This is a genomic window from Fibrobacter sp. UWB3 (assembly GCF_002210405.1).
GTDB lineage: Bacteria > Fibrobacterota > Fibrobacteria > Fibrobacterales > Fibrobacteraceae > Fibrobacter.
Genome location: NZ_MWQJ01000013.1, coordinates 36,607 through 61,816, shown reverse-complemented (window position 1 = coordinate 61,816; position 25,210 = coordinate 36,607). Strand labels below are relative to the sequence as shown.

The 25,210-nt window shown below is 48.1% G+C and carries 24 protein-coding genes; 16 read left to right on the top strand and 8 right to left on the bottom strand.

Features of this window, described 5'->3' with window-relative positions; translation table 11 throughout:
- Nucleotides 1–20 precede the first annotated feature (20 nt).
- Entirely contained in the window at nt 21–824 is an 804-nt protein-coding gene (locus B7991_RS13195) for an Rpn family recombination-promoting nuclease/putative transposase (RefSeq protein WP_088631248.1), read from the bottom strand.
- Nucleotides 825–1,047: 223 nt separating this feature from the next.
- On the opposite strand from B7991_RS13195, the gene B7991_RS13190 reads away from it, so the two are divergent.
- On the top strand, nt 1,048–1,341 hold the full coding sequence (locus B7991_RS13190) for a HigA family addiction module antitoxin (RefSeq protein ID WP_088631247.1): 294 nt from the start codon (nt 1,048–1,050) through the stop codon (nt 1,339–1,341).
- Between the two features lie 28 nt (nt 1,342–1,369).
- Here B7991_RS13190 and B7991_RS13185 read toward each other — a convergent pair whose 3' ends face one another.
- On the bottom strand, nt 1,370–2,560 hold the full coding sequence (locus B7991_RS13185; protein WP_088631246.1) for a GIY-YIG nuclease family protein: 1,191 nt from the start codon (nt 2,558–2,560) through the stop codon (nt 1,370–1,372).
- A gap of 18 nt (nt 2,561–2,578) precedes the next feature.
- Nucleotides 2,579–3,508 carry a toxin-antitoxin system YwqK family antitoxin gene (locus B7991_RS13180; RefSeq protein WP_088631245.1) on the bottom strand — a complete coding sequence of 310 codons (930 nt, stop codon included), beginning with the start codon at nt 3,506–3,508 and terminating at the stop codon, nt 2,579–2,581.
- A 377-nt stretch (nt 3,509–3,885) separates the two neighbouring features.
- Here B7991_RS13180 and nirJ1 point away from each other — a divergent pair, with 377 nt between their 5' ends.
- From nirJ1 to hemC, 4 genes are read left to right on the top strand one after another with little or no spacing between them, the layout of a single operon-like run.
- Complete coding sequence (nirJ1, locus tag B7991_RS13175) at nt 3,886–5,058, top strand: putative heme d1 biosynthesis radical SAM protein NirJ1 (RefSeq protein ID WP_088631244.1); 1,173 nt, start codon at nt 3,886–3,888, stop codon at nt 5,056–5,058.
- A gap of 22 nt (nt 5,059–5,080) precedes the next feature.
- Nucleotides 5,081–6,067 (top strand): Lrp/AsnC family transcriptional regulator, encoded by a 987-nt coding sequence (locus B7991_RS13170; RefSeq protein ID WP_159462300.1) that lies wholly within the window; start codon nt 5,081–5,083, stop codon nt 6,065–6,067.
- Nucleotides 6,068–6,091: 24 nt separating this feature from the next.
- Nucleotides 6,092–7,462, top strand: coding sequence for a glutamyl-tRNA reductase (locus tag B7991_RS13165; RefSeq protein WP_088631242.1), 1,371 nt, complete (start codon nt 6,092–6,094; stop codon nt 7,460–7,462).
- Nucleotides 7,463–7,474: 12 nt separating this feature from the next.
- Complete coding sequence (hemC, locus tag B7991_RS13160; RefSeq protein WP_088631241.1) at nt 7,475–8,530, top strand: hydroxymethylbilane synthase; 1,056 nt, start codon at nt 7,475–7,477, stop codon at nt 8,528–8,530.
- 238 nt (nt 8,531–8,768) lie between these two features.
- Here hemC and B7991_RS13155 read toward each other — a convergent pair whose 3' ends face one another.
- Entirely contained in the window at nt 8,769–9,326 is a 558-nt protein-coding gene (locus B7991_RS13155) for a CMP deaminase (RefSeq protein ID WP_085490262.1), read from the bottom strand.
- Between the two features lie 54 nt (nt 9,327–9,380).
- Between B7991_RS13155 and cobA the strand changes: the two genes are divergently transcribed.
- From cobA to hemL, 5 genes are all read left to right on the top strand, one after another.
- Nucleotides 9,381–10,964: a uroporphyrinogen-III C-methyltransferase gene (gene cobA, locus B7991_RS13150; protein ID WP_088631240.1), complete on the top strand. Its 1,584-nt coding sequence runs from the start codon at nt 9,381–9,383 to the stop codon at nt 10,962–10,964.
- Nucleotides 10,964–11,923, top strand: coding sequence for an NAD(P)-dependent oxidoreductase (locus tag B7991_RS13145; RefSeq protein WP_088631239.1), 960 nt, complete (start codon nt 10,964–10,966; stop codon nt 11,921–11,923). The genes cobA and B7991_RS13145 overlap by 1 nt, the downstream gene beginning before the upstream one ends.
- A gap of 5 nt (nt 11,924–11,928) precedes the next feature.
- Nucleotides 11,929–12,894, top strand: a complete 966-nt coding sequence (gene hemB / locus B7991_RS13140; protein WP_088631238.1) for a porphobilinogen synthase — start codon at nt 11,929–11,931, stop codon at nt 12,892–12,894.
- 67 nt (nt 12,895–12,961) lie between these two features.
- Nucleotides 12,962–13,771 carry a mechanosensitive ion channel family protein gene (locus B7991_RS13135; protein ID WP_088631237.1) on the top strand — a complete coding sequence of 270 codons (810 nt, stop codon included), beginning with the start codon at nt 12,962–12,964 and terminating at the stop codon, nt 13,769–13,771.
- 4 nt (nt 13,772–13,775) lie between these two features.
- Nucleotides 13,776–15,062 (top strand): glutamate-1-semialdehyde 2,1-aminomutase, encoded by a 1,287-nt coding sequence (gene hemL, locus B7991_RS13130; protein WP_088631236.1) that lies wholly within the window; start codon nt 13,776–13,778, stop codon nt 15,060–15,062.
- A 96-nt stretch (nt 15,063–15,158) separates the two neighbouring features.
- Here the strand turns inward: hemL and B7991_RS13125 are convergent, their stop codons facing one another.
- Genes B7991_RS13125 through fabF form a run of 4 tightly spaced genes read right to left on the bottom strand, consistent with a single transcriptional unit; the run spans nt 15,159 to nt 19,074 of the window.
- Complete coding sequence (locus B7991_RS13125; RefSeq protein ID WP_088631235.1) at nt 15,159–16,886, bottom strand: AMP-binding protein; 1,728 nt, start codon at nt 16,884–16,886, stop codon at nt 15,159–15,161.
- 18 nt (nt 16,887–16,904) lie between these two features.
- Nucleotides 16,905–17,675 (bottom strand): polysaccharide deacetylase family protein, encoded by a 771-nt coding sequence (locus B7991_RS13120; protein ID WP_015732489.1) that lies wholly within the window; start codon nt 17,673–17,675, stop codon nt 16,905–16,907.
- 3 nt (nt 17,676–17,678) lie between these two features.
- Nucleotides 17,679–17,810 (bottom strand): hypothetical protein, encoded by a 132-nt coding sequence (locus B7991_RS15185; protein ID WP_254917976.1) that lies wholly within the window; start codon nt 17,808–17,810, stop codon nt 17,679–17,681.
- 13 nt (nt 17,811–17,823) lie between these two features.
- On the bottom strand, nt 17,824–19,074 hold the full coding sequence (gene fabF, locus B7991_RS13115; RefSeq protein ID WP_088631234.1) for a beta-ketoacyl-ACP synthase II: 1,251 nt from the start codon (nt 19,072–19,074) through the stop codon (nt 17,824–17,826).
- A gap of 190 nt (nt 19,075–19,264) precedes the next feature.
- On the opposite strand from fabF, the gene nirJ2 reads away from it, so the two are divergent.
- The 6 genes from nirJ2 to B7991_RS13085 are packed head-to-tail and all read left to right on the top strand — an operon-like array spanning nt 19,265 to nt 25,208.
- On the top strand, nt 19,265–20,257 hold the full coding sequence (gene nirJ2, locus B7991_RS13110) for a putative heme d1 biosynthesis radical SAM protein NirJ2 (RefSeq protein ID WP_088631233.1): 993 nt from the start codon (nt 19,265–19,267) through the stop codon (nt 20,255–20,257).
- Between the two features lie 2 nt (nt 20,258–20,259).
- On the top strand, nt 20,260–20,823 hold the full coding sequence (gene tadA, locus B7991_RS13105) for a tRNA adenosine(34) deaminase TadA (RefSeq protein ID WP_235002967.1): 564 nt from the start codon (nt 20,260–20,262) through the stop codon (nt 20,821–20,823).
- Between the two features lie 23 nt (nt 20,824–20,846).
- Entirely contained in the window at nt 20,847–21,695 is an 849-nt protein-coding gene (locus B7991_RS13100; RefSeq protein WP_088631232.1) for a hypothetical protein, read from the top strand.
- Nucleotides 21,692–22,408, top strand: a complete 717-nt coding sequence (locus tag B7991_RS13095) for a right-handed parallel beta-helix repeat-containing protein (protein WP_085490267.1) — start codon at nt 21,692–21,694, stop codon at nt 22,406–22,408. The genes B7991_RS13100 and B7991_RS13095 overlap by 4 nt, the downstream gene beginning before the upstream one ends.
- A 9-nt stretch (nt 22,409–22,417) precedes the next feature.
- On the top strand, nt 22,418–23,335 hold the full coding sequence (locus B7991_RS13090; RefSeq protein ID WP_014545122.1) for a hypothetical protein: 918 nt from the start codon (nt 22,418–22,420) through the stop codon (nt 23,333–23,335).
- A 7-nt stretch (nt 23,336–23,342) separates the two neighbouring features.
- Nucleotides 23,343–25,208, top strand: a complete 1,866-nt coding sequence (locus B7991_RS13085) for a fimbrial protein (protein WP_088631231.1) — start codon at nt 23,343–23,345, stop codon at nt 25,206–25,208.
- The last annotated feature ends 2 nt before the right edge of the window (nt 25,209–25,210 follow it).

Sequence of the window (25,210 nt, the reverse complement as noted above, 5' to 3'; positions counted from 1 at the left end):
TTGGGCTTGCAGTTATTTGCCTACAAGGCCTTGATTTCTTCGATAGTAAATCCGGTCTGCTTAGAGATAATGTCCAAAGAAACACCATCGTCGCGAAAACCCTTTGCCATCGCTTTTTTCTCTTCGAATGCCTTAGCCTCGGCTTCCTTTCTTCCTTCTTCCTTGCTTTCGTGAAGATCAAATTCGTAAGTCATATACTTATTCCTTATGAAAGTATCGGTCTTGTAAAAGGACACCTGGTTGTTGATGGTTTCGGTTTCGCGAGAGTCCACATTGTTTGTTGCAAAGTACTTCATGTATGCCTTGACGACAGGATCTGTGAATTCCTCGTATTTTCTAAATATATAATAATTCTTGAAGGTGAGGTCATTTAATGTAATGTTGAAATCCTCCTTTGCCCTGTTCTCAAAATGGTAAACAGGGAATCCTCCGCCAAAAATGTCTACGGGGCATAGAAAGATAATATATTGTTCTCTGAGACTTGTGTAAAAATCTCCTTTGGAGAGGGCTACACCGTCGCCGACACTTTGGTAATACCGAGCCCTTTGCGGGAGTTCTTTGGTATCGACCATTTGCATCTCTAAATCAAAAGAACGGATGGCTTCTCCGTTTTCGTTTGTTTCGCGGGCAAAAACATCGTAACGGACTCCCTTGTGTTCTGCGTCGTAACTTAGGACAGCTTCTGGGATTGGTGTTTCAAGATGGTCAATTTTGATGCCTAGTAAATGCTCGATGAAGGGCTGCGCGATATGTTTGTTACTAAACACGAGTCCGAACATGATTGGGTCAGTGATGTCAAGTTCGTCAAAAGATTTTATGCTCATAAATTCGCCTTTAATTGTTTCGGGAGTCGTAATATATACGTGCAAATTTGGGAAAAGCTGTTTCCTGTAAATTTTGCAAACAACCGTTATCAAAATGCTTCATTTTGCCAACTGTTGATAGCAAATGTGTTTGTAACAAAGTATTGAAGATGTACTCTTGTTGTGGTGATCGTGTTGAATTGCGCCCTCTTAACGAGTTCACATGAAATAGGTTATAGTGTGTATGAAGCATATTGAAACACTGACAATCGGGAAAATTCTTGACGAAGAATTCTTTACTCCCATGGGTTTGTCTGCGGATAAGGTTGCTAAGGCAATCAATGTTCCGGTTTCAATGATTCAGGATATCCTTCATGACCGTAGGAGAATTACGGTTGATACATCCTTAAAGCAAGCCAAGTTCTTTGGCGTTTCCGACAACTATTTTATTTCTTTGCAAGATGATATCGATATCCGTAATTTGAAAGTTGAATTGGCAGAAGAACTGGGTAAAATCATGGCGATTGTAGCTGCCTAGATGGGATATTGGGATGATATATCCTTTCCTAATCTAATGAGCGTAATTCGATGTTCTTGTGTTTTTTGAATTCTTTTATGACATCATTCCAAGATTCATGTGTGTGTTTAGGGCTGTAAATGACAAAACAGCGAATGTCGGGAAAAGTTTTGGCAAATAGAGAAATGTTTTCGTTCAAATGAAAGAGAATTTCTTGTATACTTGGAATTTTCTTCCGTAAAATTTCGAATTGTTTAAGAATAAAGCTTGGATTCCAAGTGAAAATATTGTTATATCGATCTTTGAAGAACATGCTAGTTTGATCTTTATCCCAAATCCAATACCAGTCAAAATCTATAATATCATTTGTTTTTTTAGTTAGACATAAATCTTTATCAGTGAGTTGATTCTCAAAATTGGCTAGCCAATTTAGTTTATTAGCTACATCATTGATTTGAATGAAATTTGACTCATTAAGAATATATTTACAAAAGGGATCGTTTATGGCATTTTGCATTCCATAGGCAAAAGATCCCATAGTGTGTTTTGCAAAATAATCAAATCCAGATAAATCGTTTAGATAAATTGGTTCCTTGCAAATAAATCGAGTTCCTTTTAACGAATAATCGGGTCCATGCATGGATTTGGTAAATGTTATTTCTTCTATTTGAGTGTATTCCCATAAAAAGAAGTCTTTTTTCTTGTGACCTTGCTGCTTTATTCCAACGATCAAATAAATCTTTTGGCCTTTCAATTTTAAACAATCTCTTTTTTGTGAGACTAGGGAATACGAATCTTCGTTGATATTGTAAAAAAAAGTATCTTCTCCGGGTAGATGGTTTAATGCGTTAAAATTATGGTATTGAACATAGCAACATTTTTCAGAAGAATTTTCTTTTCGAGGCCACATCCTGTCCGGACTTGGCGGACACATCATTCTATTGTATTCGGGTTGCAACTCGTCAATTTTTGCGTATTCGTTTTCTGTTAGGCTTTCTCTATCGCATTCTAGAAGAACTTCAAATTTAAAATTCCCATAGGTTCCAGGTTGTGAAATCTGTTGGGTCAGACCGTATTTACAGAATGCTCTGCGGAGCGGATTTTCCTCATCAATATTTTTGATTTTATCAAGTGATTGTGTATGCTGCTTCCAACGGTTGGAAATATTGATAGACTGGCCAATGTAGCTTTTGCCATTAACCAAGTTTGTGATTTTATAAATTCCGCAGATTGATTTCATGGATTTCAAATTACATTTTTATTGAACAATTGAATTGTTTTGTATTTCTCCAAATACGTTTTCAAAGTTTTTTCTTGCAAAACGATATGATTCTACTGCTGTATGCAGCTTTTCTTTTACACTTTCCACTGTGATTAGCCCTAGTAAATCTAACGATTCTGCAATTTCGCATAAATCTTGCATGGCCATACAGTAATTATTGGCTACATCTTCGTTTTCAATATTATTTGCAAGTTCATAATTTTCGTCATCTTCATCGAAGTACATAGAAGGATCTTCTTTCATTAACTCCACTTCTTCTTTTGGAAAATTGACGTAATCGCATAGCTTAAGATAGGCTTCAAAATCAATTTCGTTTCCTTCGAGATCATAGTAAATGTTTTTATATGTTGGTTTGTAAATTTTTGTCCAGCAGATACGGCCATTGGTATAAAAAGTATCTTCTTGAACAACACCTAATCCTTTTAGATATCTTTTGTATGAAGGAATGTTATTGTCTACGAGATAGTGAATTTCGTAAGAATCATCTTTGTCTAAACAAAAATTTCCGCTTGGATAGTATGATTTTTCATATTGAAAAATTCTTTTTCCGTTTATGTATTTTTTTTCAGCTTTCAATCGACCTGTATCAGGGTAGTATTCTAAAATGAGACCATCTTTTTTTCCGTTAGCATATGTAGTTTCTAAAATTTTGATGCCATTCTGGTATTCAATAACGATACCTTCTTTTTTTCCGTTGGCAAAAGGTGTATGTTTTGAAAGGATCCCTTTGTAATACTCGTCTTCGATAACCTTTTTGCCGGATAAATACTGAATTCTTTTTACGTAGTTTCCGTTGACGTCGTATATAGTTTCCCAACCGTTTTTCTTGCCATTAAGCCATTCTGTTGATTTTACAACTTTACCGTTTAAATCTTTTTCCTCTATAAGTCCATTTTTCTGTGGCATACGGAACCTGTGTTTTTTAGTTGATGTCTTTAATATATATTCTGCTGTTTGTAAGTGAAAAATATGTCAAGTAGATTTTTTGATGTATTTAAAAATCTTGCATTTTTTTTGAAAGAATAATTTCGCGTTAGGGATAGTGACCCCTTGGGGCGGAGACTTGCTTGCAAGGCTCCGTTTTAGGAGGCTGGTGGTGAGCGAAGTAAAACCAACAGTCCCTAAAATATAGCCCGCCCCGTGTATGCACGGGGAACGCCCAAAGCGGAAAAGAGAATATTTAAAAAGGTAAATCGTTTTTCCCACCTTATAACAATATTTTCAACTTAAAAACAGAAGTTCGGTTTTCTGTGAGGGTGCCGAAAATTTCTAGATTTGGGCCCATGATCAGTATCACTAAGCTTTTGATGGACACCCCGAATTTTGGGGATTCTCTTCGTTATCAACCTCATGCGCACAAGGCGACAAATGGTGTGGGCGCAGGACGTGGCCCGGTGGTGGTGTGGAACTGCACCAAGACTTGCAACCTGAAGTGTGTGCATTGCTATGCGCGTTCTGAGGCGATTAAGTACCAGAACGAACTTACGCACGAAGAGGGAATCAAGCTTATTGATCAGCTTGCGGATTTTCATGTGCCGGTGATTTTGTTCAGCGGTGGCGAACCGCTTTTGCGCCCAGACTTTTTTGAACTTGCGAACTACGCGGCAAGCAAGGGCATCCGCCCGACGATTTCGACGAACGGCACCTGCATCACGCCGGATGTGGCTCAGAAGCTCAAGGCGATGGGCGTTGGCTATGTGGGCATCAGCTTGGATGGTTGCGAAGAAACTCACGACAAGTTCCGCGGCAAGCAGGGCGCGTACCAGATGGCTTTGCGCGGGATCCGCAATTGTGTGGCGACGGGCCAGAAGGTTGGGCTCCGCTTTACGATTACGAAGTACAACTATCAAGACTTGAACGCCATTTTCGATTTGCTCGAAGCGGAAAACATTGATAGAGTTTGTTTCTATCACCTTGTCTATAGCGGTCGCGGAAGTGCGATGGTCGATAACGACTTGAATCACGAAGAGAGCCGCAAGGTGATGGACTTGATTATTGACCGCACTTTGGACTTTAAGAAGCGCGGCGTGAACAAGGAAATTTTGACCGTCGATAACCATGCCGATGCCGTTTATCTGTACCAGCGCATGAAGCGCGAAGATCCGGAACGCGCCGAAAAGATTTTGGATTTGATTAAGATGAACGGTGGCAACCGCAGTGGCATGGCATTTGGCAATATCGATAGCATTGGCAATGTGCATCCGGACCAGTTTACGCAATATATCACGCTCGGAAATGTTCGCGAACGCAGTTTTGGCGACATTTGGACAGACTTGTCAAATCCGATTATGGCTGGCCTCAAGAACCGCAAACCGCTTTTGAAGGGGCGTTGTCCGAAGTGTGCTTACTTGAATTTGTGCAACGGCAATTTCCGTACGCGTGCCGAAGCCGTTACTGGTGACTTCTGGGCCGAAGACCCCGCTTGCTATTTGACGGATGAAGAAATTGGGCTGTAAAGCCCCTCGCGAAGTGCCGCAAATGCTGAGCCAAAAACTTTTCGCGATTATTCAAGACGGCTTTCCGTTGGTGGAGCGCCCGTATAAGGCGCTTGCGGAAATGTTGAACGTTTCTGAACAAGAAGTTTTTGACGAAGTTGAGAAAATGCGCGCTTCTGGCGTAATTCGCCGTATCGGTGGCGTGTACGATTCCAAGAAACTCGGCTTTATTTCGAGACTTTGTGCAGGGAAGGTTCCGGCGTCGGAAAATGATTTTTCGGCAGAACATCATGCGCAAACGCCGATGGAAAAGTTCGCTGCAGTCGTGATGAGCGAACCCGCGATTACGCACAATTACATCCGTAGTCACGAATACAATGTTTGGTTTACGGTCATTGCTGAAAATGAATCTGCAATCCAGGCTGTTGTGGACCGCATGTGTTTGCAAACGGATTTGCACGATGTCCATGTCCTCACCGCCACGAAAAAGTATAAAATCAATACGGTGATGGGGAAGGGAACAAATCGTCATTCCGAGGACCGAAGGGCCGAAGAATCCAGTAAATTCCCCGGAACGCTCGATGATTCCGACAAGTCGCGCATCCACATCGCTTGTGATGACATCCCGCATACGCTCACTCCGTTTAAGGATTGGGGCGTTTCTTGCGATGAACTTCGCGAGGACCTTGCCGCCAAACGCATGCGTCGCTTTGGAGCAATCCTCCGTCATCAAGATGCGGGTTTCCCATGCAATGCGATGGTGTGCTTCTCTCGTCATTCTGAGGACCGAAGGGACGAAGAATCCAGTAAAATTAAATCTCTTGCGAAAAAGCATTTTGTTTCGCATTGTTACGAGCGTCCGGTTTTTGAAAATTTTCCTTACAATTTGTATGCAATGATGCATGCTCAGACGCCCGAAGAATTGAACAGCTATATCAAAGAATCCGTGGCTTTGCTTGATAATCCGGAATACGTCGTTCTCCATTCGCTCAAGGAACTCAAGAAAACGAGCTTTAGATTTTTTGCGTAGTCCAATCTTTTCTATCTTTGGACTATGCGCAAAATTTACATGGCAGGCATGAGCCACAAGGTGGCTGAAATCGCGATTCGCGAAAAGTTTTATATCCCGATGGATGTAAAGACCGAGGCGTTGACGCATTCTCCGTTTGATGAACTTTTGATTTTGGCAACGTGTAACCGCACGGAAGTCTATGTGGCGAGCGACCGTGAAATCACTGATGGTGAACTCGTTCGTTATGTGTGTGGACTTGCCCGTCAAGACTACGATGATTTTGCGAAGTTCTTTTATTTTAAGTCGGGTGATGATGTTGCGCACCATGTGATGAACGTGTGTGCGGGTCTTGATTCTGTAGCCATGGGCGAGGATCAGATTTTGCACCAGATTGGTCGTGCGTACGAAACGGCTCACCAGCTGAATGCGACGGGCAATACGCTGAACAAGCTTTTCCAGAGCGCAATCCATACGACAAAGCGTATCAAGACTGAGACGAATTTGAGCAAGCTCAGTTGCAATATTCCGTTCTTGGCGATGAAACAAGTGCAGAAGACTTTTGACGATCTTGAAAATCGTACTGTGTACATCGTGGGGCTTGGCGAAATGGGTTCGTTGATGCTCAAATATGTACAAGAGAATACGACCAAGATTTTTGCAAGTAGCAAGACTTTTGCGAATGCCGAAAAATTTGCAGATGTGCTTACTCCTGTGAAATTCGAAGACCGCTACGAAGTTCTTGGCAAGTGCGATGTCGTGATTCTTTGCAGCGCTTGTCAGGAACCGATTGTGACGAAAGATGAATTTGTTAAGGCTCTTGCTTTATATCATCCTGTGTATCGCGAAGACAACTCAGAAGGCGAGCGTTGCAAAAATGAAAAAGATCATTTTTATAACCGAGCCGAAGAGTTGGGGCTGCATGCAGCCCCATCCAGTGAAGGTTTGTCTGCTGTGACCACCCCTTCAAAGCGATTGATTATCGATCTCGGTAGCCCGCGCAATGCTGAAGCTTCTATTGGCGAACTTCCGGGTGTTGAATACGTCTGCGTTGATGACCTTGAAAAAATCGTCTCAGAAAACCGGCGTTTGCGCATGATTGAACTTGATGCGGCTCAGAAAATCTTGAAAGAAGGTCTCGACGAATTCTTGCATTGGAACCGCATGGACGAGGTTTCTAAGCAAATTCATTTGCATGCCGAGAAAATGCTTACGACGGCAAATGAAGAATCTGAAAAGTTATTGCGCTCTATGCCGGAACTTTCGGAAGATGATCGCCACCGCATCCAGATGATGTACGAACGATTTGCGAAGAAAATGGCAAATGACTTTCTGTATAAAGTCAAAGCCGAAAATTCTCCTGAAGATGTGCAGGTTTTCCTGAAGTGTTTGGATTCGAAATCTCCTAGAAATTAGAGGAGGCTTGCTGTGAGTGACTTGAAATTACGTATTGCAACGCGCAAGAGCGCTTTGGCTTTGGCCCAGACGACGATGGCGGCAGATGCTATTGTCGCTGCGAATGCGGCTGCAGAACCGTTGACTTATGAGCTAGTCTCTATGACAACCGAAGGCGATCGTCGTTTGGATAAGTCGTTGGCGAGCTTTGGCGGCAAGGGCGTGTTCATCAAGGAACTAGAAATTGCACTCCTCGAAGATCGTGCCGATATTGCGATTCACAGTTTGAAGGATATGCCTGCCGAAGTGCTGCCGCAGTTCAAACTTGCTGCAGTCCTCAAACGTGAAGACCCGCGAGATGCGTTCCTTTCGCGTGGTGGTGCTGCTGGGGTCCGCTTTATGGATTTGCCGGCTGGCGCTTGCGTGGGTACGGGTAGTATTCGCCGTGTGGTACAGCTCAAAGCGCTCCGCCCGGATTTGGAATATGTGCCGATTCGCGGAAACATCCAGACTCGCATTGGCAAACTTGCGGAACTTGATGGTGTTGTGCTTGCGGCGGCAGGGCTTAAGCGTATGGGGCTTGCTGACCAGGTAACGGAATATTTTAGCACCGAACAGATGCTCCCCGCAAGTGGTCAGGGAATCCTCGCGATTGAAACTCTTGCCGATTCTGACACTTGTCATCCTGAGCGAAGCACTGTGTGCGAAGTCGAAGGATCGAGGGCGATTTGTAACGACCTTGCGCAGATTCTCGCTCGCGTGAACGATGTTGCGACATTCTGCATCGCTTCTGCTGAAATGGCGTATTTAAAGGCGCTCAATGCCGGTTGCCAATTCCCGGTGGCAAGTTTCGCGGAATTTATTTCCGATGATAGTGCTGAAAATCGCGGCACTTGTGGCGCACTCGAAGAGAATGCTAATAGAATTGCGCAGACTTTGAAAATCCGCGGTATTTACTGGGACGAAAAATCAGAAAAACTGCTCCGTGCAGAAAACTCGGGCGCGCTTGATTTGAACTCTGCGGATTGCGTTCTGCATGCTAAGAACTTGGGCGTTGAACTTGCCCGCGAAATTCAAAAGCAATTATAAATAGCGCTGTCTTCCTGGCCTTTTTGTCACCCCGGCTTTGTACAAGTACAAAGCCCTTCGGCTCAGCTATGAAAATGCAAGCATTTTCGCAGCGTTCGCCTTGGTTGCTTTTATTTCGGGGCGGAATCGCCATCTTGTATCGCAAAAAAATCCCGCGCATTTTGGATGTGCGGGACTACTTTCTTTAGTCAAATCTTTTCGTTATTGCGAGTCGCAGAGCAACGTGGCAATTTATACGTTACTTTTTTTCAGGCTTCGATACAACGGGCTTGATTCGTTTGCCGCAAAGCGTTACGATAATTCCAGCCTGTGCGAACATGTAATAAGCTGTATCTCGGCTGTTGTTCAGCGTGGACTTCGGATCGTAATCGTCCTTGGTCACGAATACTTCGGCAACGCCCGAAAGGCTAATGTCCAATGAGCAGCGTTCGCACGGAAATCCAATCACGTAGAGCTTGGAACCCGGAGGAACCTTACCGCGGGCATAGTGGAGCGCGTTGATTTCGGCATGGACCATGAACGGATACTTGTTCGCCTCGAATTCGTGGTGGCTCAAAAGCTCACCTGAGTCGGCGTCTAGCAAATCGTAAGCGAGGAGTTGCTTTTCGCGCGTGTACGGAACGGTCTCGTCGTCGAATCCGGCCGGAGCTCCATTGTAACCCGTGCTAATAACACGCCCGTCGGCGCTCACAAGAACGGCACCCATTTGGGTGTTTTGGTCTTTGGAAAGGCGTGCCTGGGCACACATCATCTGTGTATAGACTTCGTCGCGAAGCTTTGCTCTAGAACTATTCATGCTAAAAAATATAGGCAAAATTTTAATGGCGAAGTTTTTCTAAATTTGGTTTCGATGGAAAATTCGAATCATTTTGGCAAAGTTTATTTGATTGGCGCGGGCCCTGGCGATCCTGGGCTTTTAACCGTGCGCGGAAAGACGATTCTTGAAAAAGCCGATGTTGTGGTTTACGATCGTTTGGTTTCACCGGGTGTGCTCTCGTTATGTAATCCGAAAGCAAAGATGGTGGATGTGGGTAAAATGCCGACGCACCACAAGGTGAAACAGTCCGAAATTAATAAACTCCTGGTAAAATTTGCCGTTGAAATGCCGGGCGCGACCGTAGCTCGTTTGAAGGGCGGCGACCCGTTTGTGTTTGGGCGTGGTGGCGAGGAGGCTTTGGAACTTGTCGCTGCTGGAGTCGAATTTGAAGTTGTGCCTGGCGTGACCTCTGCCATCGCTGTGCCTGCCTATGCGGGCATTCCCGTGAGCCATCGTGGAATTGCAACAAGTTTCCATATCATCACAGGGCATGAAAAAGCCGAGGCTGGTGATTCGCTTTCTTTAGACTTTGAAAATCTCGCGAAGTGCCAGGGGACGCTCATCTTTTTGATGGGCATTGCCAATATGGACTTTATTGCACGTCGTTTAATCGAGTGTGGCAAAGACCCGAAGACTCCGCTTGCGTTTATCGAAAAAGGGACAACCCCGAACCAGCGTACCGTTATGGCAACGCTTGAAACAGCGGGCGAGACCATTGTCCGTGAAAATGTGACTGCACCCGCAATTACGATTATGGGTGGTGTGGTTGAACTTGGCAAGACTCTTGCGTGGAAAAAGAATTTGCCGCTTTCGGGCAAGCGCTTGGTTGTAACGCGTGCCGCAAAACAATCTAGTGGGATTACTGCTCGACTGACAGCTCTCGGTGCCGAAGTTATCGAAACTCCGATGATTGAGACACGGGATGTTTTCCCTTGTTGTCATGCCGGACTCCGTTCCGGCATCTCCAATTCTTCTGAAAATATGGTTGCTGAGCCTGTCGAATTCGAAGACCTCAAAAATTTTGACATTCTCGCTTTCACAAGCACGAATGGTGTTGAATCTTTCTTTACGCAGTTGCTCGCTTCGGGTAATGACATTCGCATTCTAGCTGGCAAGAAAATTGCAAGTGTCGGAAAAATCACCGAAAAGAAGTTGCTTGAATACGGCATCCGTTGCGATTACGTTCCTAAAGACCACACCGGCGAAGGACTAGGTTTGTTGTTGCGCGAAGTGGTTGACGACGAATCTCGTATTCTTCTTTTGCAAGGCAATCTTGCAGACGATACTTTGCTCAAACTCTTACCGAAAGCAACCCGCTGGACGGTTTACGAAACACTGCCGGTTGCTGAACTCCCTGAATGGAAATGTGAAGCTATTGCCTCAGCCGATGCAATCGTCTTCGCCAGTTCTAGCGCTGTCGAGAATTTTTGTGCTGTCATCCCCGCGAAGGCGGGGATCTCCTTTGACCATTGCCCACATACTTCATTCTGTATTGGTCGCATGACTGAAGCTTCCGCGAAAAAGCATGGCTTTGAAACGGTCACCTCTGATGAAACAACGATGGATTCGCTCGTCAAAAAAATCGTGAAGTATTACACGATGGGGGAGAATGCTTAATGAAAGCTATTCTTATCATCGCTCATCATTGCATTTTGCCGGGTGCGTACAAAGGATTCGAAGAAATTCTCGACCGCTTGCATCATGACTTGCCGGGTACGCGCGTGGCGAGCACAAGTTTGTTAGATTTGGAAAACGACCTCCGCACGCTTTTGCGCGAAGACGTAGAATCGGTGACGCTTCTGCCGTATTTGCTGTTGAATGGCCAGCATACAAAGAATGATGTGCCGCGAGTGGTTGCAAAATTGCAGGCGGAATTTCCGCAAATTCCGATTACGCTTTTGCCTTGCCTTGGCGATTGGAAAGAATTTTCGAGCATGGTTGTGTGCGGTATTCGCAATGCACAGAATGAAATTTCTCAAAGCGCCGCTGGTGTGACCTCGCTACTCAAAGCTCCACAGGAGCGCTCCCATAGCTCAAACCTCTTCTCCATCGAGCTTAATCTCGAAGGGCGTAACGTGCTTGTGGTGGGCGGTGGCCGCATTGCTCTGCGCAAGGTGAAAACGCTTATCCCGACCGGCGCTCACATTACCGTTGTCGCTCCGCAAATCGACCCCGAATTTAGTGCGCTTTGTCGTCATTCTGAACGAAGTGAAGAATCCAGTTGTTTCTCGAATTCAGCATCTGTAGAGCCCTCTTCTATCACATTAAAGCAGCGCCCTTACGAACCGCTTGATTTGCGTTGTGTTTTCATGGTTTTCATTTGTACCGACCAGCCTGCCGTCAATGCCCAAGTTTCTAACGATGCACGCGCTCGTCGCATTCTCGTGAATAACGCTTGCGATTACCTCGACGGCGATTTCATTGTGCCTGCCCGCATGGACTTTGGCGAAAACATTGCCGTGACCGTCTCTACGCAGGGCCGCGCTCCTTCGCTCGCTAAAAAGCTCAAGCAGAAAATCCAGACCGAATGGGCCGAAGACCTTGTGCAAATTGAAAAAGATTTCAAAAAGGAATAGTTATTATGATTATTCGTCCTCGTCGTTTACGTAGAAATGAAGTTATCCGCAACATGGTTGCAGAAACTGCTGTAAATCCCGATGCCCTCGTTTACCCGATGTTCGTGGTTGAAGGAACGGGCGTTAAAGAAGAAATTCCGTCCATGCCGAACCAGTTCCGTTTCTCGATTGATGAAATCTTGAAGGAACTTGAAAGCTGTGTCGCGCTTGGCATCAAGTCCATTTTGCTGTTCGGTATCCCGGATCACAAGGACGAAATGGCGACTTCGGCTTATGATAAGAATGGCATTGTGCAGCGTGCCGTGCGTGCTATCAAGGCGAAGTTCCCGAGTTTGTACGTGATTACGGACGTGTGCCTTTGCGAATACATGAGTCATGGCCATTGCGGCATCATCAAGGATGGCGATGTGGATAATGATCCGACGCTTGAACTTTTGGCAAAGACCGCTGTTTCGCAGGTGGCTGCCGGTGCCGACATGGTTGCTCCGAGTGACATGATGGATGGCCACATCACGGCTCTCCGCGAAGCTCTTGACAATGCTGGCTTTACAAATACGCCGATTATGGGTTACAGCGCGAAGTTCGCTAGCGCTTATTATGGTCCGTTCCGCGATGCCGCTGATTCCGCTCCGCATTTCGGCAACCGCAAGAGTTACCAGATGGACGTACGCAATGGTCGCGAAGCGCTCCATGAAGTGGAACTCGATCTTGAAGAGGGTGCAGATATCGTGATGGTAAAGCCTGGCCTCGCATTTCTCGATGTGCTTCGCCAGACGGCAGAAATCAGCAACGTGCCGGTCGCTGTGTATAACGTAAGTGGCGAATATTCGATGGTCAAGGCTGCTGCAAAAATGGGCTGGATTGATGAAAAATCGATTATCCGCGAAAACATGATTGCGTTCAAACGCGCCGGTGCTGATATCATCATTACGTACCACGCCAAGGAAATTTTGGAAAATAAAATTCTGTAAAATAAGATTTTGTAAAAAGGCGATCCCGGAACAGATTCCGGGATGACAATTAAAAAGGGATGCTAAAATGAAAGAATACGAAGCTTTCTTGAAAAATCTCGGTGTCACGAATTCTATTGCTCAGGACATCGTTGAAATTGCGACAGTGCTTATTGTTATCGCCATTATCTTGGCGATTATAAAGTTTATTCTTAGTTTTGCCATTAAGAAGGGCGCTGATGAATCGGTAAAGCCGTTGCTTTATTCGTTGTTCTCTTATGCGCTGTACATTGTCGGTTTGCTCATGATTCTCCATATTCTCGGTGTGAACACCGCAGGAATCGTGACTGTAATCGGTGCCGCTTCTCTTGCTATTGGCCTTGCCTTGAAGGATACGCTTGGCAACATTGCGTCGGGAATTCTTTTGCTGTTCCTCCATCCGTTCCGCGCTTCGGATTATATCGAATGCGGTTCTTTGAAGGGAAAAATTGTAGGCGTGGGGCTTTTCAACACGACGCTTATCTCGTTGGATGGTCTTTACGTTTCTGCTCCGAACAGCATGCTGTGGGGAGCTCCGATTGTCAACTTTAGCCGCAATCCGAGCCGCCGTCTTGATTTGGCTTTTGGCATTGATTATGCGGATTCTGCTGAAAAGGCGATGAACGAAATGAAACAACTTGTGAATGCGGACCCAGAAGTCCTGAAAAATCCGGAACCGTCGTTCTTTGTTTCGTCGCTGGATGATAGCGCTGTTGCCGTGAACATGAGAGTCTGGGTCAAGACCGCAAATTACTGGGATATGCGTTGCAAGTACATGAAGGCTGTGAAGGAACGCTTTGACGAAGTCGGTATTTCCATCCCGTTCCCGCAGCGTGTGGTGCATATTGTTAAGGAGTAGTTATATGAATCACTCTTTGAGCGAAAAGTTGTTTGCAGAAGCAAAAACGCTCATGCCGGGCGGCGTGAACAGTCCTGTGCGTGCGTTTAGCAATGTGGGGGCGACGCCTCCGTTTATCAAGCGTGCCAAGGGTTGCCACATTTACGATGTGGATGGCAACGATTACATTGATTACGTGGGCAGCTGGGGCCCGATGCTTTTGGGGCATGCGCACGATGCAGTGATTAAGGCTGTTGCTGATACAGCTCAGAATGGCCTCAGTTTTGGCGCCCCGTGCGGTCTTGAATCGGAACTTGCAAAGCTCGTGATGAGCCTTGTGCCGAGCGTCGAGATGATTCGCATGGTGAACAGCGGGACCGAAGCGACGATGAGTGCGATTCGTGCGGCTCGCGGTTTTACCGGTCGCGATAAGATTGTGAAATTCGAAGGTTGCTATCACGGCCATAGCGATAGCTTGCTTATCAAGGCGGGCTCGGGCATGCTCACGACGGGCAAGCCGAGCAGCAAGGGTGTGCCTGCGGACTTGGCAAAGTACACGCTCACGCTCCAGTACAACGATGTGGCGGGCGTTAAGGAACTTTTCGACAAGATTGGTGATGAAATCGCAGGTGTGATAGTAGAACCGGTGGCTGGCAACATGGGCGTTGTCCCTGCGAAGCCGGAGTTCTTGCAGACGCTTTCTGAAGAAACTAAAAAACATGGCGCTTTGCTCATTGTCGATGAAGTCATGACCGGTTTCCGTGTCGGGATTCATTGCGCACAAGGTCTCTATGGCATTAAGCCGGACCTCACGACTTTCGGAAAAATCATTGGCGGTGGCATGCCGGTGGGCGCTTATGGTGGTCGCTTGGACGTGATGCAGCAAATTGCCCCGCTCGGTGGAATTTATCAGGCGGGGACGCTTTCGGGGAACCCGGTCGCGATGGCGGCAGGACTTGCCACTATGCGTGAACTGCATACTCATCCGGAATACTATGTACATGCCGAAGCCATGACGAAACGCTTGATTACTGGGCTTAAGACCGCTGCAACCGAAGCGGGCATTCCGCTTGCTACAAACCAAGTCGGTTCTATGGGCTGCATCTTCTTTACGGAAGGGCCGGTCACGTGCTTTGCCGACGTGCAAAAATCCGATTTGAAACTTTTCCGCAAGTATTTCCTCGGCATGCTTGACGAAGGATTCTACTTTGCGCCGAGCCAGTTCGAAGCCATCTTCGTGAGCGCCGCTCACACCGAAGATGAAATCGACCGTACCATTGAAGCCGCGAAGCGCGTGTTCAAAAAATTATAGCGGCGGCGCATTTTTTTGCGCATTCCCAGCGGTCCGCGCATCTTGTTAAAACGAACACATCTCGCAAAAAACGCACCCCGAAGGGTGCGTTTTTCATTACTTTTCCTCAGACGTTTCGCTTGCGGCGTTTTCCGCATTCGCTTCGTCCGGCGCAGTCACATTCTCGGCGGTATCCTTGTCGCGGATGGTCGCTCGGCGAATCTTTCCGCTAATCGTCTTTGGCAGTTCCGTCACAAAGTCAATGATGCGCGGGCTCTTGTAGCTTGCGGCAATGTTCTTTGCAAAGAGCTGGATTTCCTTCGCAAGTTCCTTGGAGGCTTCGTAGCCCTTCTGCAAAACGACCGTTGCCTTGACCGCTTGACCGCGAGACTTATCTTCAACGCCTGTTACAGCGACTTCCAAAACGGCAGGGTGCTTGTGCAACACTTCTTCCACTTCGAAGGGGCTGATGCGGTAACCGGAGCTCTTGATCAAGTCATCGGTGCGGCCCACGAACCAGAAGAATCCGTCCTTGTCTCTGTAAGCCGTATCGCCTGTGTGGTACACGCCGCCTTCAAAGACTTTCTCGGTGCGTTCTGCATCGCGGTAGTAACCGCCGAACATGCCAAAAGGCTTGCCCTGGTCAATCTTGATGATAAGTTCACCGACTTCTTCGGCGGCACAGGGTTTACCTTCGGCATTGATGATTTCCATCTGGTAGCCTGGAGAGGGTTTGCCGATAGAACCCGGATGCGGTTCGCTAAAGCCAAAGTTACCCGTGGTAAGCGTAAGCTCGGTCTGTCCGTAGCCTTCCTGCATGCGGATGCCCGTCTGCTCATAGAACCTGTTGTAAATATCCAAGTTCAATGCTTCGCCTGCGGTGGTGCAGTATTGCAAACTCGAAAGATCGTACTTGCTGAGGCCATGCTGCAAAATGTAGCGGTATACGGTCGGCGGTGCGCAGAATGTCGTCACCTTGTATTCCGCCATCTTCTCGAGGAGCTTGCCCGGGATGAACGTGGTCATGTCGTAAGTGAATACGGCGCTTCCAGCAATCCACTGTCCGTAAATCTTGCCCCAGAGAGCCTTGGCCCAGCCTGTTTCGGCAACGGTCAAGTGACGGCCACCGTCCACAACGTGTTGCCAGTACTTGGCGGTTACAATGTGTCCGAGCGGGTAGGTGTACGTGTGTGCCACCATCTTCGGATTTGAGCTCGTGCCGCTCGTGAAATAGACAATCATGATGTCGTCGTTATGCGTAGCTGCATCGCCAACGGGGCGTTCAAACGTCGATGGGAAAAGTTCATAGTCGTCGTAGAAGCTAATCCAGTTCTGGCGAGCGGTCTGGCCGACTGTCACGAGCTTTTCGACCGATTCACACTTGGATTTTGCCTTGTCCACTTCCTTTTGCAAGGCGGGGTCGTCGTATGTTACGACCATCTTGATTTCGGCGGCGTTGAATCGGTATTCCAAATCCTCGGCGGCGAGCATGTTCGTTGCCGGGATGGCGATTGCGCCAATGCGGTGCAGAGCGAGCAAGAAAAACCAGAATTCGTAGCGGCGGCGCAAAATGAGCATCACGCGGTCGCCCTTCTGGATACCTTGTTCTACAAGGAAATTCGCCGTGCGCTGGGAGGCAAGCGACAAGTCCTTGAACGTGTAAATGTGGCTTTCGTCGTTGTCGTCACACCACACGAGGGCTTCACGCTTCGGCTCCGTCTTGGCATATTCGTCAACAACGTCATAAGCGAAGTTAAAATCGTTCGGAATCGTTATCTTGAAATTTTTATACAAGTCTTCATAAGACTTGTAATCAATTTTAAATAGAAACTTATTTAAAATCATTTGTGCGAAGTCCTGAAATTACAAGTCCTTGTACATGATTTTTTCGCGCAAGGTCGAAATGTAGCGCACCATGTTCAAAATGCGTTTTTCTCCAATCGTTCTGAAGTCTTTATCGTGGAACACCAGACGGTGGACTCCACCCGGCAAGAGCATACGAAGGCAGGCGTAAGTCTGCGCGATACCGAGAATCGGGGTGGGCAAAATCGAGAAGCTAAGCGTTGCGGAATTCGTCTTCTTGATGTTGCCTTTGACCTTTTGGTAAATGCCGTGGAAATCTTCGTAGTAGTCGAAAATTTCGAGAGCCTGTTCCTTGAGGTACTTGTTGCCAAACCAAATCGGCGGGATAAAGCCAGAGGGCTTGCCGTTGCCGTGAGCCTTCCACAGTGCAAGACTGCGCTTGAGGAGCGCCTGCGTGAAGCGTTCGTCGATGCCTGCAAATTCTGCTTCGTTGTTCGAAACGAGGAGCGCTAGCTTGCCTGCAATGCTACGGTTCAGCGAGAGGTCTGCGCGGTGGCGTGCACCGTGGAGCATGATCTCGTAGCCTTCCTTGACAAACTTGTCGAGTTCTTCGCGGAACTGTTCGGCTTCGGATTCCGGGGCTGCACCAAAAGCGGGGATGACCGCAATGCTGATGGGGGAGCCTGCTGCTTCTGCAAGCTTTCTGATCTGGACGGACGCCTTCTTGAAGTTGTTCACGCTAAAGCTGTGGTAGCAAAGGATGAACTTCTTCTTCTTCTGGAAGGTCGCTTCGGCCGCTTGGATGTCGGCGATATCTTTATTCTGTTCCATAAGCTACTCTTGTTCCTTAGTTTTAGTGGAAACTTCTTCTTCCAACTTCTGCGAAATGAAGAGGTGGTAGAAAAAGAACAGTATTGCGCTGCAAATGGTTGCTTTAATCCAGGATTTGAAAAGCCAATCAGACATAGCGGCTCCTTTGTTAATCTTTAAATTTTTTGATGACGACGATACCGTTGTGACCGCCAAAGCCAAGCGATGCAGATACTGCAACATCGATGTTTCCTTCGATGCCTTTGTGCGGCACGTAGTCGAGGTCGCATTCTGCGTCCGGGTTGTCGAGGTTGATGGTGGCGGGGTAGAACGAATCGCGGATGGCAAGCGTGCTAATCATCGCTTCGATAACGCCTGCTGCACCGACGCAGTGGCCGGTCATGCTCTTGGTGCTAGAGACCTTGATCTTGTAGGCGTGTTCGCCGAGTGCAATCTTGAGCATTTGCGTTTCGGTGAGGTCGTTCAAATGCGTCGAGGTACCGTGGGCATTGTAGTAGTCCACATCCGTCGGGGCGATACCCGCATCCTTCATAGCCTTGATCATTGCCTTGGCGCAAGTTTCTCCACCCGGGCGCGGGCTTGTGATGTGGTAAGCGTCAGCTGAAGAACCGTAACCGGCGACTTCGGCGTAAATCTTTGCACCGCGGGCCTTGGCGTGTTCGAGTTCTTCGAGCACGAGGATGGCTCCTGCTTCACCCATGACAAAACCGCTGCGGTCCTTGTCGAACGGGCGGGAAGCCTTTTCCGGGGCGTCGTTGAACTTGTCGGTGAGGGCGTGCATGCCTGCAAAGCTCTTGATGGAGTAGTCTGTGATGGCGCTTTCGGAACCGCCGGCGAGGCAGACGTCGAGTCGACCCGAGCGGACGGCGTCAAGGGCAACGCCGATGGCGTCCGTGCCGGAGGCACAGGCGGTGCAGACCGTCCAGGCAGAGCCTGTGATGCCAAGAGCGATGGATACGTTGGCGCATGCTTCGTTTGCAATCAGTTCGGGCATGGCGAGCGGCGAGACGCGACGGCGACCGCCTTCGAGGTACTTGCAATAAGTTTCTTCAACAACGTCCATACCAGCAAGTCCGTTACCAGCGACAATACCAGTCGTGTCGGCGGCGATTTCTTCCTTCGTTAAGCTTGCGTCCTTGACTGCTTCGTTTGCGGCGGCGACGAGGAATTGTGTGAAGCGTGCCATGCGGCGGGCTTCCTTCGGGTCAATTCCGTGTTCTTCAGGCTTAAAATCCTTGACTTCTGCCGCAATTTTCACTGGGCAGTTCGTGGCATCGAACAATGTGATCGGACCGATGCCGCATTTGCCTGCCTTAATGGCGTTCCAAAGTTCGGGGGCGGACTTGCCTACGGGGGTCACCGCACCCATACCAGTAATAACAACTCTTCTTCTATTCATAAAAATCTACAGTGTAATTTCTAATCCTGCATTGTCATTCCCGCCACTGAGCGGGAATCTCCTTTTCGGATCATTCTATTTTAAGATAGTATTTTTGCTATAGTAAATGTAATTATATAGTGGTATAATAGGATATATTTGCTTTTTCTATATTTATTTGTGGAAAAACATTTTGAATGAGGTCTATGGCATGATCGTCTCTTGGATGACAACGAATAAGTGTAACTTGACGTGCAAACACTGCTATCAGGACGCAGGCGAAAACAAGTCTGCCGAACTCACGACATCAGAAGCGCTCAAGCTCATTGACGAAATTGCAAAGGCCGGATTCAAGATCATGATTTTCAGCGGTGGCGAACCGATGACGCGCCCGGATATCGTGGAACTTGTGGCTCATGCCCGCGAACGTGGACTCCGCCCGGTGTTCGGTACCAACGGAACGCTCATCACGCACGATTTGGCGTTCAAGCTCAAGGAAGCGGGTGCTATGGCCATGGGTATAAGCGTTGATAGCATTGATCCCAAGCGTCATAACGATTTCCGTGGTCTTCCGAACGCCTTTGAACTCACGTTGATGGGCATTGAAAACTGCAAGGCGGCTGGCCTCCCATTTCAGATCCACACAACAATTATGGACTGGAACCAGAACGAAATCTTCGACATCATGGACTGGGTCAAGGAAATCGGTGCCGTGAACCATCAGATCTTCTTCCTCATCCCGGTGGGTCGAGGCAAGGAAATCGAAGGCCATGCGCTCCGCGTTGCCGAATACGAAGGCCTCCTCCGCAAGATTATGGAAAAGAGCCGCACGCTCGGAATCCCGGTCAAGCCGACTTGCGCCCCGCAGTTCCTGCGCATTGCAGACCAACTCGACATCAAGACGCGTTACAGCCGTGGTTGCCTTGCGGGCCTTGACTACTGCATCGTAAGCCCGATTGGCAAGGTGCGTCCCTGCGCTTACATGATGGAAGAAGCGGGCGATGTTCACGATACGCCGTTTGACGAAATCTGGGCAAATGCCGAAATCTTCAAGCAGTTGCGTACAAAGGCATACAAGGGCGCTTGCAGTAAGTGCAAATTCAACGACCGCTGTGGCGGTTGCCGCGCCCGTGCCGCTTACTACCACGATGGCGACTACATGCAAGAAGACTCCTACTGCGCCTACGGAAGAGGGTTGAAGTAGGTATGAATAACGTAACCGATAGCAACGCCAATCTCTCGTCACTCGCCAAGGTTGGTGAGCCTGTCGAACCACGTCTTTCGTCTGATGATGAACGTTTCATGCGTATGGCGCTTCGTCAGGCGCAGATTGCTTTTGACATGAAGGAAATCCCCATCGGTTGCGTGATTGTAAAAGACGGAGTCGTGATAGGGAAGGGCTACAATCAAGTCGAACAGCTTAAGGACGCGACCGCCCATGCCGAAATCATTGCCATTGGCACTGCCGCAAGCACGCTTGACAACTGGCGCTTGGATGGTTGCACGCTTTACGTGACGCTCGAACCATGCCCTATGTGCGCAGGAGCCATTCTCAATAGCCGTGTTTCCCGCATTGTTTACGGTTCTCCGGATTCCCGTTTCGGCGGCTGCGGCACCACCATCGACGTCATTACCGGCAATGCTCTCAAGCGCGCGGTTGAAGTCACGGGTGGCGTTCTCGCAGACGAATGCCTTGGCCTTCTGAAAGGCTTTTTCCAGCAGATGCGCCTTGAAAAAGGCGATACTGGCGCAAAACCACCTACTCCGTGATATTTTTTACTTAAATTTAATGCATGAATTTTACCAAGTTTAGCGCATTCTCCGCGCTCTCAACACTCTCTATTGCGCTATTGACACTTTGTTCCTGCGAACGGAACGAAATCCATCTTTCTTTTAACACGCAAACCGTTTCCCCGCAGACGTTCGTTCTCGAATCGACGCTGAATGCAAGCATTCCTGGCGATTCCATCAACGAACCTGAATCCATGCGAACCCACGTGAATGTTCGCAGCACGATGAGCCTCCTCATGTCGTATGACGATGGCTCGGGCCGCTTCGAGATGAAAATCGATTCCGTCGATTACACCAGCGACAAGCGCTCTGTCGATGAATTCCGCAATATTGAAAAGTATTTATCCATTCAGAATTTCCAGTTCAAGCTCGATCACGATGGCATCATCACCGATCCGACTATCGAAAATGCGCTTGATATGCCTTCCGAAGACGAACTGAATCTGATTCCGCTTTTCCTCAAGGCTCAGCCGCTTCTCCCCGAAAAGCCGGTCAAGCTTGGTGAATCCTGGGAACGCCAGATGCCGATTTTCGGCAAGGGTAATAGTTCCACGACCGTTTATAAGACATTCACGCTGCAAGACGTTTTCCTTCAGGATGGCGTTCGCATGGCTAAAATCCATATGGGTGTGAAATACCTCGAACTCCCGGACACGACTTCGAATTTACAGCTGAAGAGTAGCGACTATGTCGTTGGCGATGGCATGGTTCTCTTTGATGTCACTCATGGAATCATCTCGTCTGCCGAAATGAATCTCGTGGCAGTTATTGATGTTCGCGACCTTGTCGCTGGTGATACGCTTCCGAGCATGAACGTCAATCAGAAAATCACCTTGAGGAACGTTCAATGAAAAATTTAATCTGTTCCTCTCTCGTGGCTGTGGCGACAATTGCTAGTGTGGCAGTCGCTTCTGGTATGCCGTTCCCGGTGGCCGAAAACAACAAGGTCTTTTTGCAAGAAAAGGATAGCCCTTACGTGCTCGAACAGAGCGTGGTTGTTGGCGCTACGGATACGCTCGTCATTGAACCGGGCGTGACCGTTTTGATGGGCGAATTTGCAAAGCTCATGATCCAGGGCTCGGTGAAAATTGCGGGTACAAACGATAAACCCGTTGTCTTTAGTGGAGCCGATTCTGTGGCAAACTGGAATGGTTTCCACATCATGTCTAGCGCACAACCGTTTGAAATCAAGAACTTGACTGTCGAGAATGCATTCCGCAATACGATTTTCCGTTCTAGTGGTACTCTCGAAAACGTCAATTTCTTTAATAACTATTATGGCCTTTGGGTCGATGAAAGCCCCAATGTGACGCTTGCCCGTTGCACGTTTGCTCACAACCGTTATGCCTTGTCTGTGAGGGCTGGTCGTGTCGTTTCGAACGGTACAAGCATCTCCGAAAACGTCTATGGACTTTATCTCGAAACTGAAGGCAAGCTCGATGGCGATACGGACTTGATTCGCAACAACCAGGAATCCGATATCCGCAGTGAAGCCGCTGATTTGAAGACGAGTAAAAAGCGCGTCCGCCGCAACGTGTGGCACAACATCGAAGCGCGTTTCTAAGAGGTAGTCGTGGAAGAAGCTTTCCGTAGAGCCATACGTAAGATGACAGGGGCAAGCGTACGCTTGGCCGTGCGTCCGAATCGCTCGGCTATTGTCGCGACGCTTTCTCAGTCCATGATGGTCACGTGGTCGATTGCGCTCTTTGAACATCTCGACGCCATGCTCAACAATCCGGATGCAAACGTCGGCAGTTCCGAGCTCATCTCGTACAGCGAGTCTGCTTGGAAACTTTGCGAATCGGGCTTCCCGCAGATTTTCAAGGATTGCGAAAAACTTTATAGCGAGTTCCGCGCCAAGTGGATCCAGCGTTTTTCGACCGATGAAGTCTTGCGACTCTTGCTTGAAGGCGGTGATTTCTTGGTCCATGACGAAGAAAAGGGCTGGGCTCTTACGGTCAAGAACAACAAGCAGGACATCAACAATTTTTATTCGGCGACGATTCACTTGCTTGTGAGCGATGCCGAACCGTTGTTTGTGCGTATGCACGGTCGTGTGATGCAGTTGCAAGAAAAACTCTGCAAGTACTGGCTTTCTGAAAGTGCGGTGGACCCGGTGTCGAAGCTTTTGCCGTGCCTTGAAGCTTCGCTTCGCGAAAAAGAAAACGCCATGGTTGTTTCGCTCCGTACGTCCTTGAACTCGCTTGCGAAAAAACGTTTTGCGGCGGCGTTTGCCTCTAAAGGCCCAGTCCGTTACTATTCGTCCGCAATGTCTTGCGCCCGCAATGTGGGGCGCTACTGGAACCCGCATTACGCATACGAAAACTGCTTCCTTGCATTTACGGATGATTTTTGTGATTACGCCCAGGGGCTTACGACTCAGGTTATCGAATGGTACCAGAGCAAATGGTCCCTTTTCCTTCGCGGGTTCTCTCGCGGTCAGTTGAACTTGTTTGAAACAGTCGCTCCTTATCAAGCGCAGAATGTGTAGGTAAAAAATGAAAAATGCATTCAATACGATTCTTATTTTGACGGTGGTGGGTTTTATAGCCCTTATCGCAGGCGCTCTTTACTTTGGCGCCCCGGCATTTGGCTGGATTATCATGATCGCCATCATGGCTGTTTACTTGGTGGAGCAATTTTCTGCCATCCGCAAGATGAAGCAGATTATCGCCGAAGACGAAGTTATCGATTCTTGCGAAAAAGGGAACGCTTATCCGGAGCCGGGAACGGGCGTTGTCGCGAAGAGAATTGAACTTGCAAAGCGTTTGTTGCAAAAGAATATCCGCCTCGATTCTCCGATTGCTTTTGACGTGCTCTCGTCGGGTTCTTCGATTCCGCTCAACCGCAGCGTGGGTTCGACAGTCATTCTCCTTGGCCTTATGGGTACGTTCTTCGGCCTTATGCAGTCTGTGGCAACCGCCGGTGGTGCGATTGACAATTCCACGACGCAGGGCACGCTCGATACGATTCAGGTGCTTTTCCAGAATATGAAGGGCATTTTCGGTACTAGCCTTTGTGGTTTGTTTGCCGCCTTGATTTTGAGTGCAAGCCGCACGGTGCTCAGCTCCAAGCGCGATGAATTCATGGCGCACCTCGACTCCTTCACGCTCGACATGCAAAAAGATGAAAGCGCAGAAGGCGTGATTGAAGAAGACAAGAACGAGCTTGAACGCCTCTTTGAATCTGTTGAAAAGAATTTGTCTGTGATCGCCTCTTCGGTCAAGGAAGGTTTGGCTGGTGTTGTTTCGATGGTGGGCGAGGAACTCTCTGCCATGACTTCGAAGCTGAACCAAGATGTCGTTGATTCTGTCCAGAAGGTTTCTACGGAAATGACTTCTTCCATTAAGACAGTCAACGATTCTCTTGCTGGTGCTGTGGCGAATATGAACGAATCAACGCAGAAGTTTGGCGAACTCGTTGGCGCTTCTGTGACGAACGCCTTTAGCCCGATTAACGAAAATATCGGTGCGCTCTCCAAGTCCGTTGAGGCAATCCCGTCGAAGCTCGATGATAAGCTTAATGGCATTTCTGCTGCCTTGAACGCAAGCCTAGATGGTCTTTCTGCTGGTGTCAAGAGCTCGCTCGACGGTGTGGCTTCTGACGTCAAGGCGGGTCTTGATGGCGTTGCTTCCGATGTTAAGGCTGGCCTTCAGGATGTGGCGAAGGGCACGATGGATGTGGCATACCTTACTAAGGATGCTATGGACGAAGCTTCTAAGAGCATTGGTGTTTCCGTTGCTGAACAGGTCAAGCAGTCTAGCGAACAGTGGGCTGACTTTATGCAGCGTCTCGAAGACAAGACGACTGCCAATGTGGATTCCCAGCGCGAAGGTCTCGAAACGCTCAAGAACGTGGCTCTCCAAGTTGCCGAAAAGGCTCAGGCGGGTTCTGCAGAACTTTCGCAGAACATCTCCGAAAAGCTCGGCGCCCTTTCTTCCGACATTCTCGGTGCATTCCAAAAACTTTCCGAAACATCAAGCGTGCTTCTCGAAGCTCAAAAGGCGCTCACCGAAAGCATCGACAACCGCGTGGTCAAAGAAAAAGAAGCCACGGACGCTCTTGGCGGAAACATTGTGGAAACCGCAGAACTTATGCGCGTGAACCAGTCCGAACTCAGTGCAAACCTCGAAATGCTGCGTAGCGGCCTCGAAACGATTCTCGAAAAGCTCTCGGGCGATACCGCAGAACACGAAGAAGAAGACAACTTTGTTGAACATCTCAACCAGTCTCTCGAAGCCTTCCACGAACGCGCGAGCGAAGTGCTCATGGAAAATGCTGTCAAGACTCAGGAAATCTTGCTCGAAGTTCTCGAACAGACACAGCGTTCTGCAATCCCCGCTCAACCTAAAGCTGAAGGTTAATC

Coding starts and splice junctions, on each gene's coding strand:
- B7991_RS13195 (WP_088631248.1), bottom strand. CDS start 824: ATGAGCATAAAATCTTTTGACGAACTTGACATCACTGACCCAATCATG.
- B7991_RS13190 (WP_088631247.1), top strand. CDS start 1,048: ATGAAGCATATTGAAACACTGACAATCGGGAAAATTCTTGACGAAGAA.
- B7991_RS13185 (WP_088631246.1), bottom strand. CDS start 2,560: ATGAAATCAATCTGCGGAATTTATAAAATCACAAACTTGGTTAATGGC.
- B7991_RS13180 (WP_088631245.1), bottom strand. CDS start 3,508: ATGCCACAGAAAAATGGACTTATAGAGGAAAAAGATTTAAACGGTAAA.
- nirJ1 (WP_088631244.1), top strand. CDS start 3,886: ATGATCAGTATCACTAAGCTTTTGATGGACACCCCGAATTTTGGGGAT.
- B7991_RS13170 (WP_159462300.1), top strand. CDS start 5,081: ATGCTGAGCCAAAAACTTTTCGCGATTATTCAAGACGGCTTTCCGTTG.
- B7991_RS13165 (WP_088631242.1), top strand. CDS start 6,092: ATGCGCAAAATTTACATGGCAGGCATGAGCCACAAGGTGGCTGAAATC.
- B7991_RS13155 (WP_085490262.1), bottom strand. CDS start 9,326: ATGAATAGTTCTAGAGCAAAGCTTCGCGACGAAGTCTATACACAGATG.
- cobA (WP_088631240.1), top strand. CDS start 9,381: ATGGAAAATTCGAATCATTTTGGCAAAGTTTATTTGATTGGCGCGGGC.
- B7991_RS13145 (WP_088631239.1), top strand. CDS start 10,964: ATGAAAGCTATTCTTATCATCGCTCATCATTGCATTTTGCCGGGTGCG.
- hemB (WP_088631238.1), top strand. CDS start 11,929: ATGATTATTCGTCCTCGTCGTTTACGTAGAAATGAAGTTATCCGCAAC.
- B7991_RS13135 (WP_088631237.1), top strand. CDS start 12,962: ATGAAAGAATACGAAGCTTTCTTGAAAAATCTCGGTGTCACGAATTCT.
- hemL (WP_088631236.1), top strand. CDS start 13,776: ATGAATCACTCTTTGAGCGAAAAGTTGTTTGCAGAAGCAAAAACGCTC.
- B7991_RS13125 (WP_088631235.1), bottom strand. CDS start 16,886: ATGATTTTAAATAAGTTTCTATTTAAAATTGATTACAAGTCTTATGAA.
- B7991_RS13120 (WP_015732489.1), bottom strand. CDS start 17,675: ATGGAACAGAATAAAGATATCGCCGACATCCAAGCGGCCGAAGCGACC.
- B7991_RS15185 (WP_254917976.1), bottom strand. CDS start 17,810: ATGTCTGATTGGCTTTTCAAATCCTGGATTAAAGCAACCATTTGCAGC.
- fabF (WP_088631234.1), bottom strand. CDS start 19,074: ATGAATAGAAGAAGAGTTGTTATTACTGGTATGGGTGCGGTGACCCCC.
- nirJ2 (WP_088631233.1), top strand. CDS start 19,265: ATGATCGTCTCTTGGATGACAACGAATAAGTGTAACTTGACGTGCAAA.
- tadA (WP_235002967.1), top strand. CDS start 20,260: ATGAATAACGTAACCGATAGCAACGCCAATCTCTCGTCACTCGCCAAG.
- B7991_RS13100 (WP_088631232.1), top strand. CDS start 20,847: ATGAATTTTACCAAGTTTAGCGCATTCTCCGCGCTCTCAACACTCTCT.
- B7991_RS13095 (WP_085490267.1), top strand. CDS start 21,692: ATGAAAAATTTAATCTGTTCCTCTCTCGTGGCTGTGGCGACAATTGCT.
- B7991_RS13085 (WP_088631231.1), top strand. CDS start 23,343: ATGAAAAATGCATTCAATACGATTCTTATTTTGACGGTGGTGGGTTTT.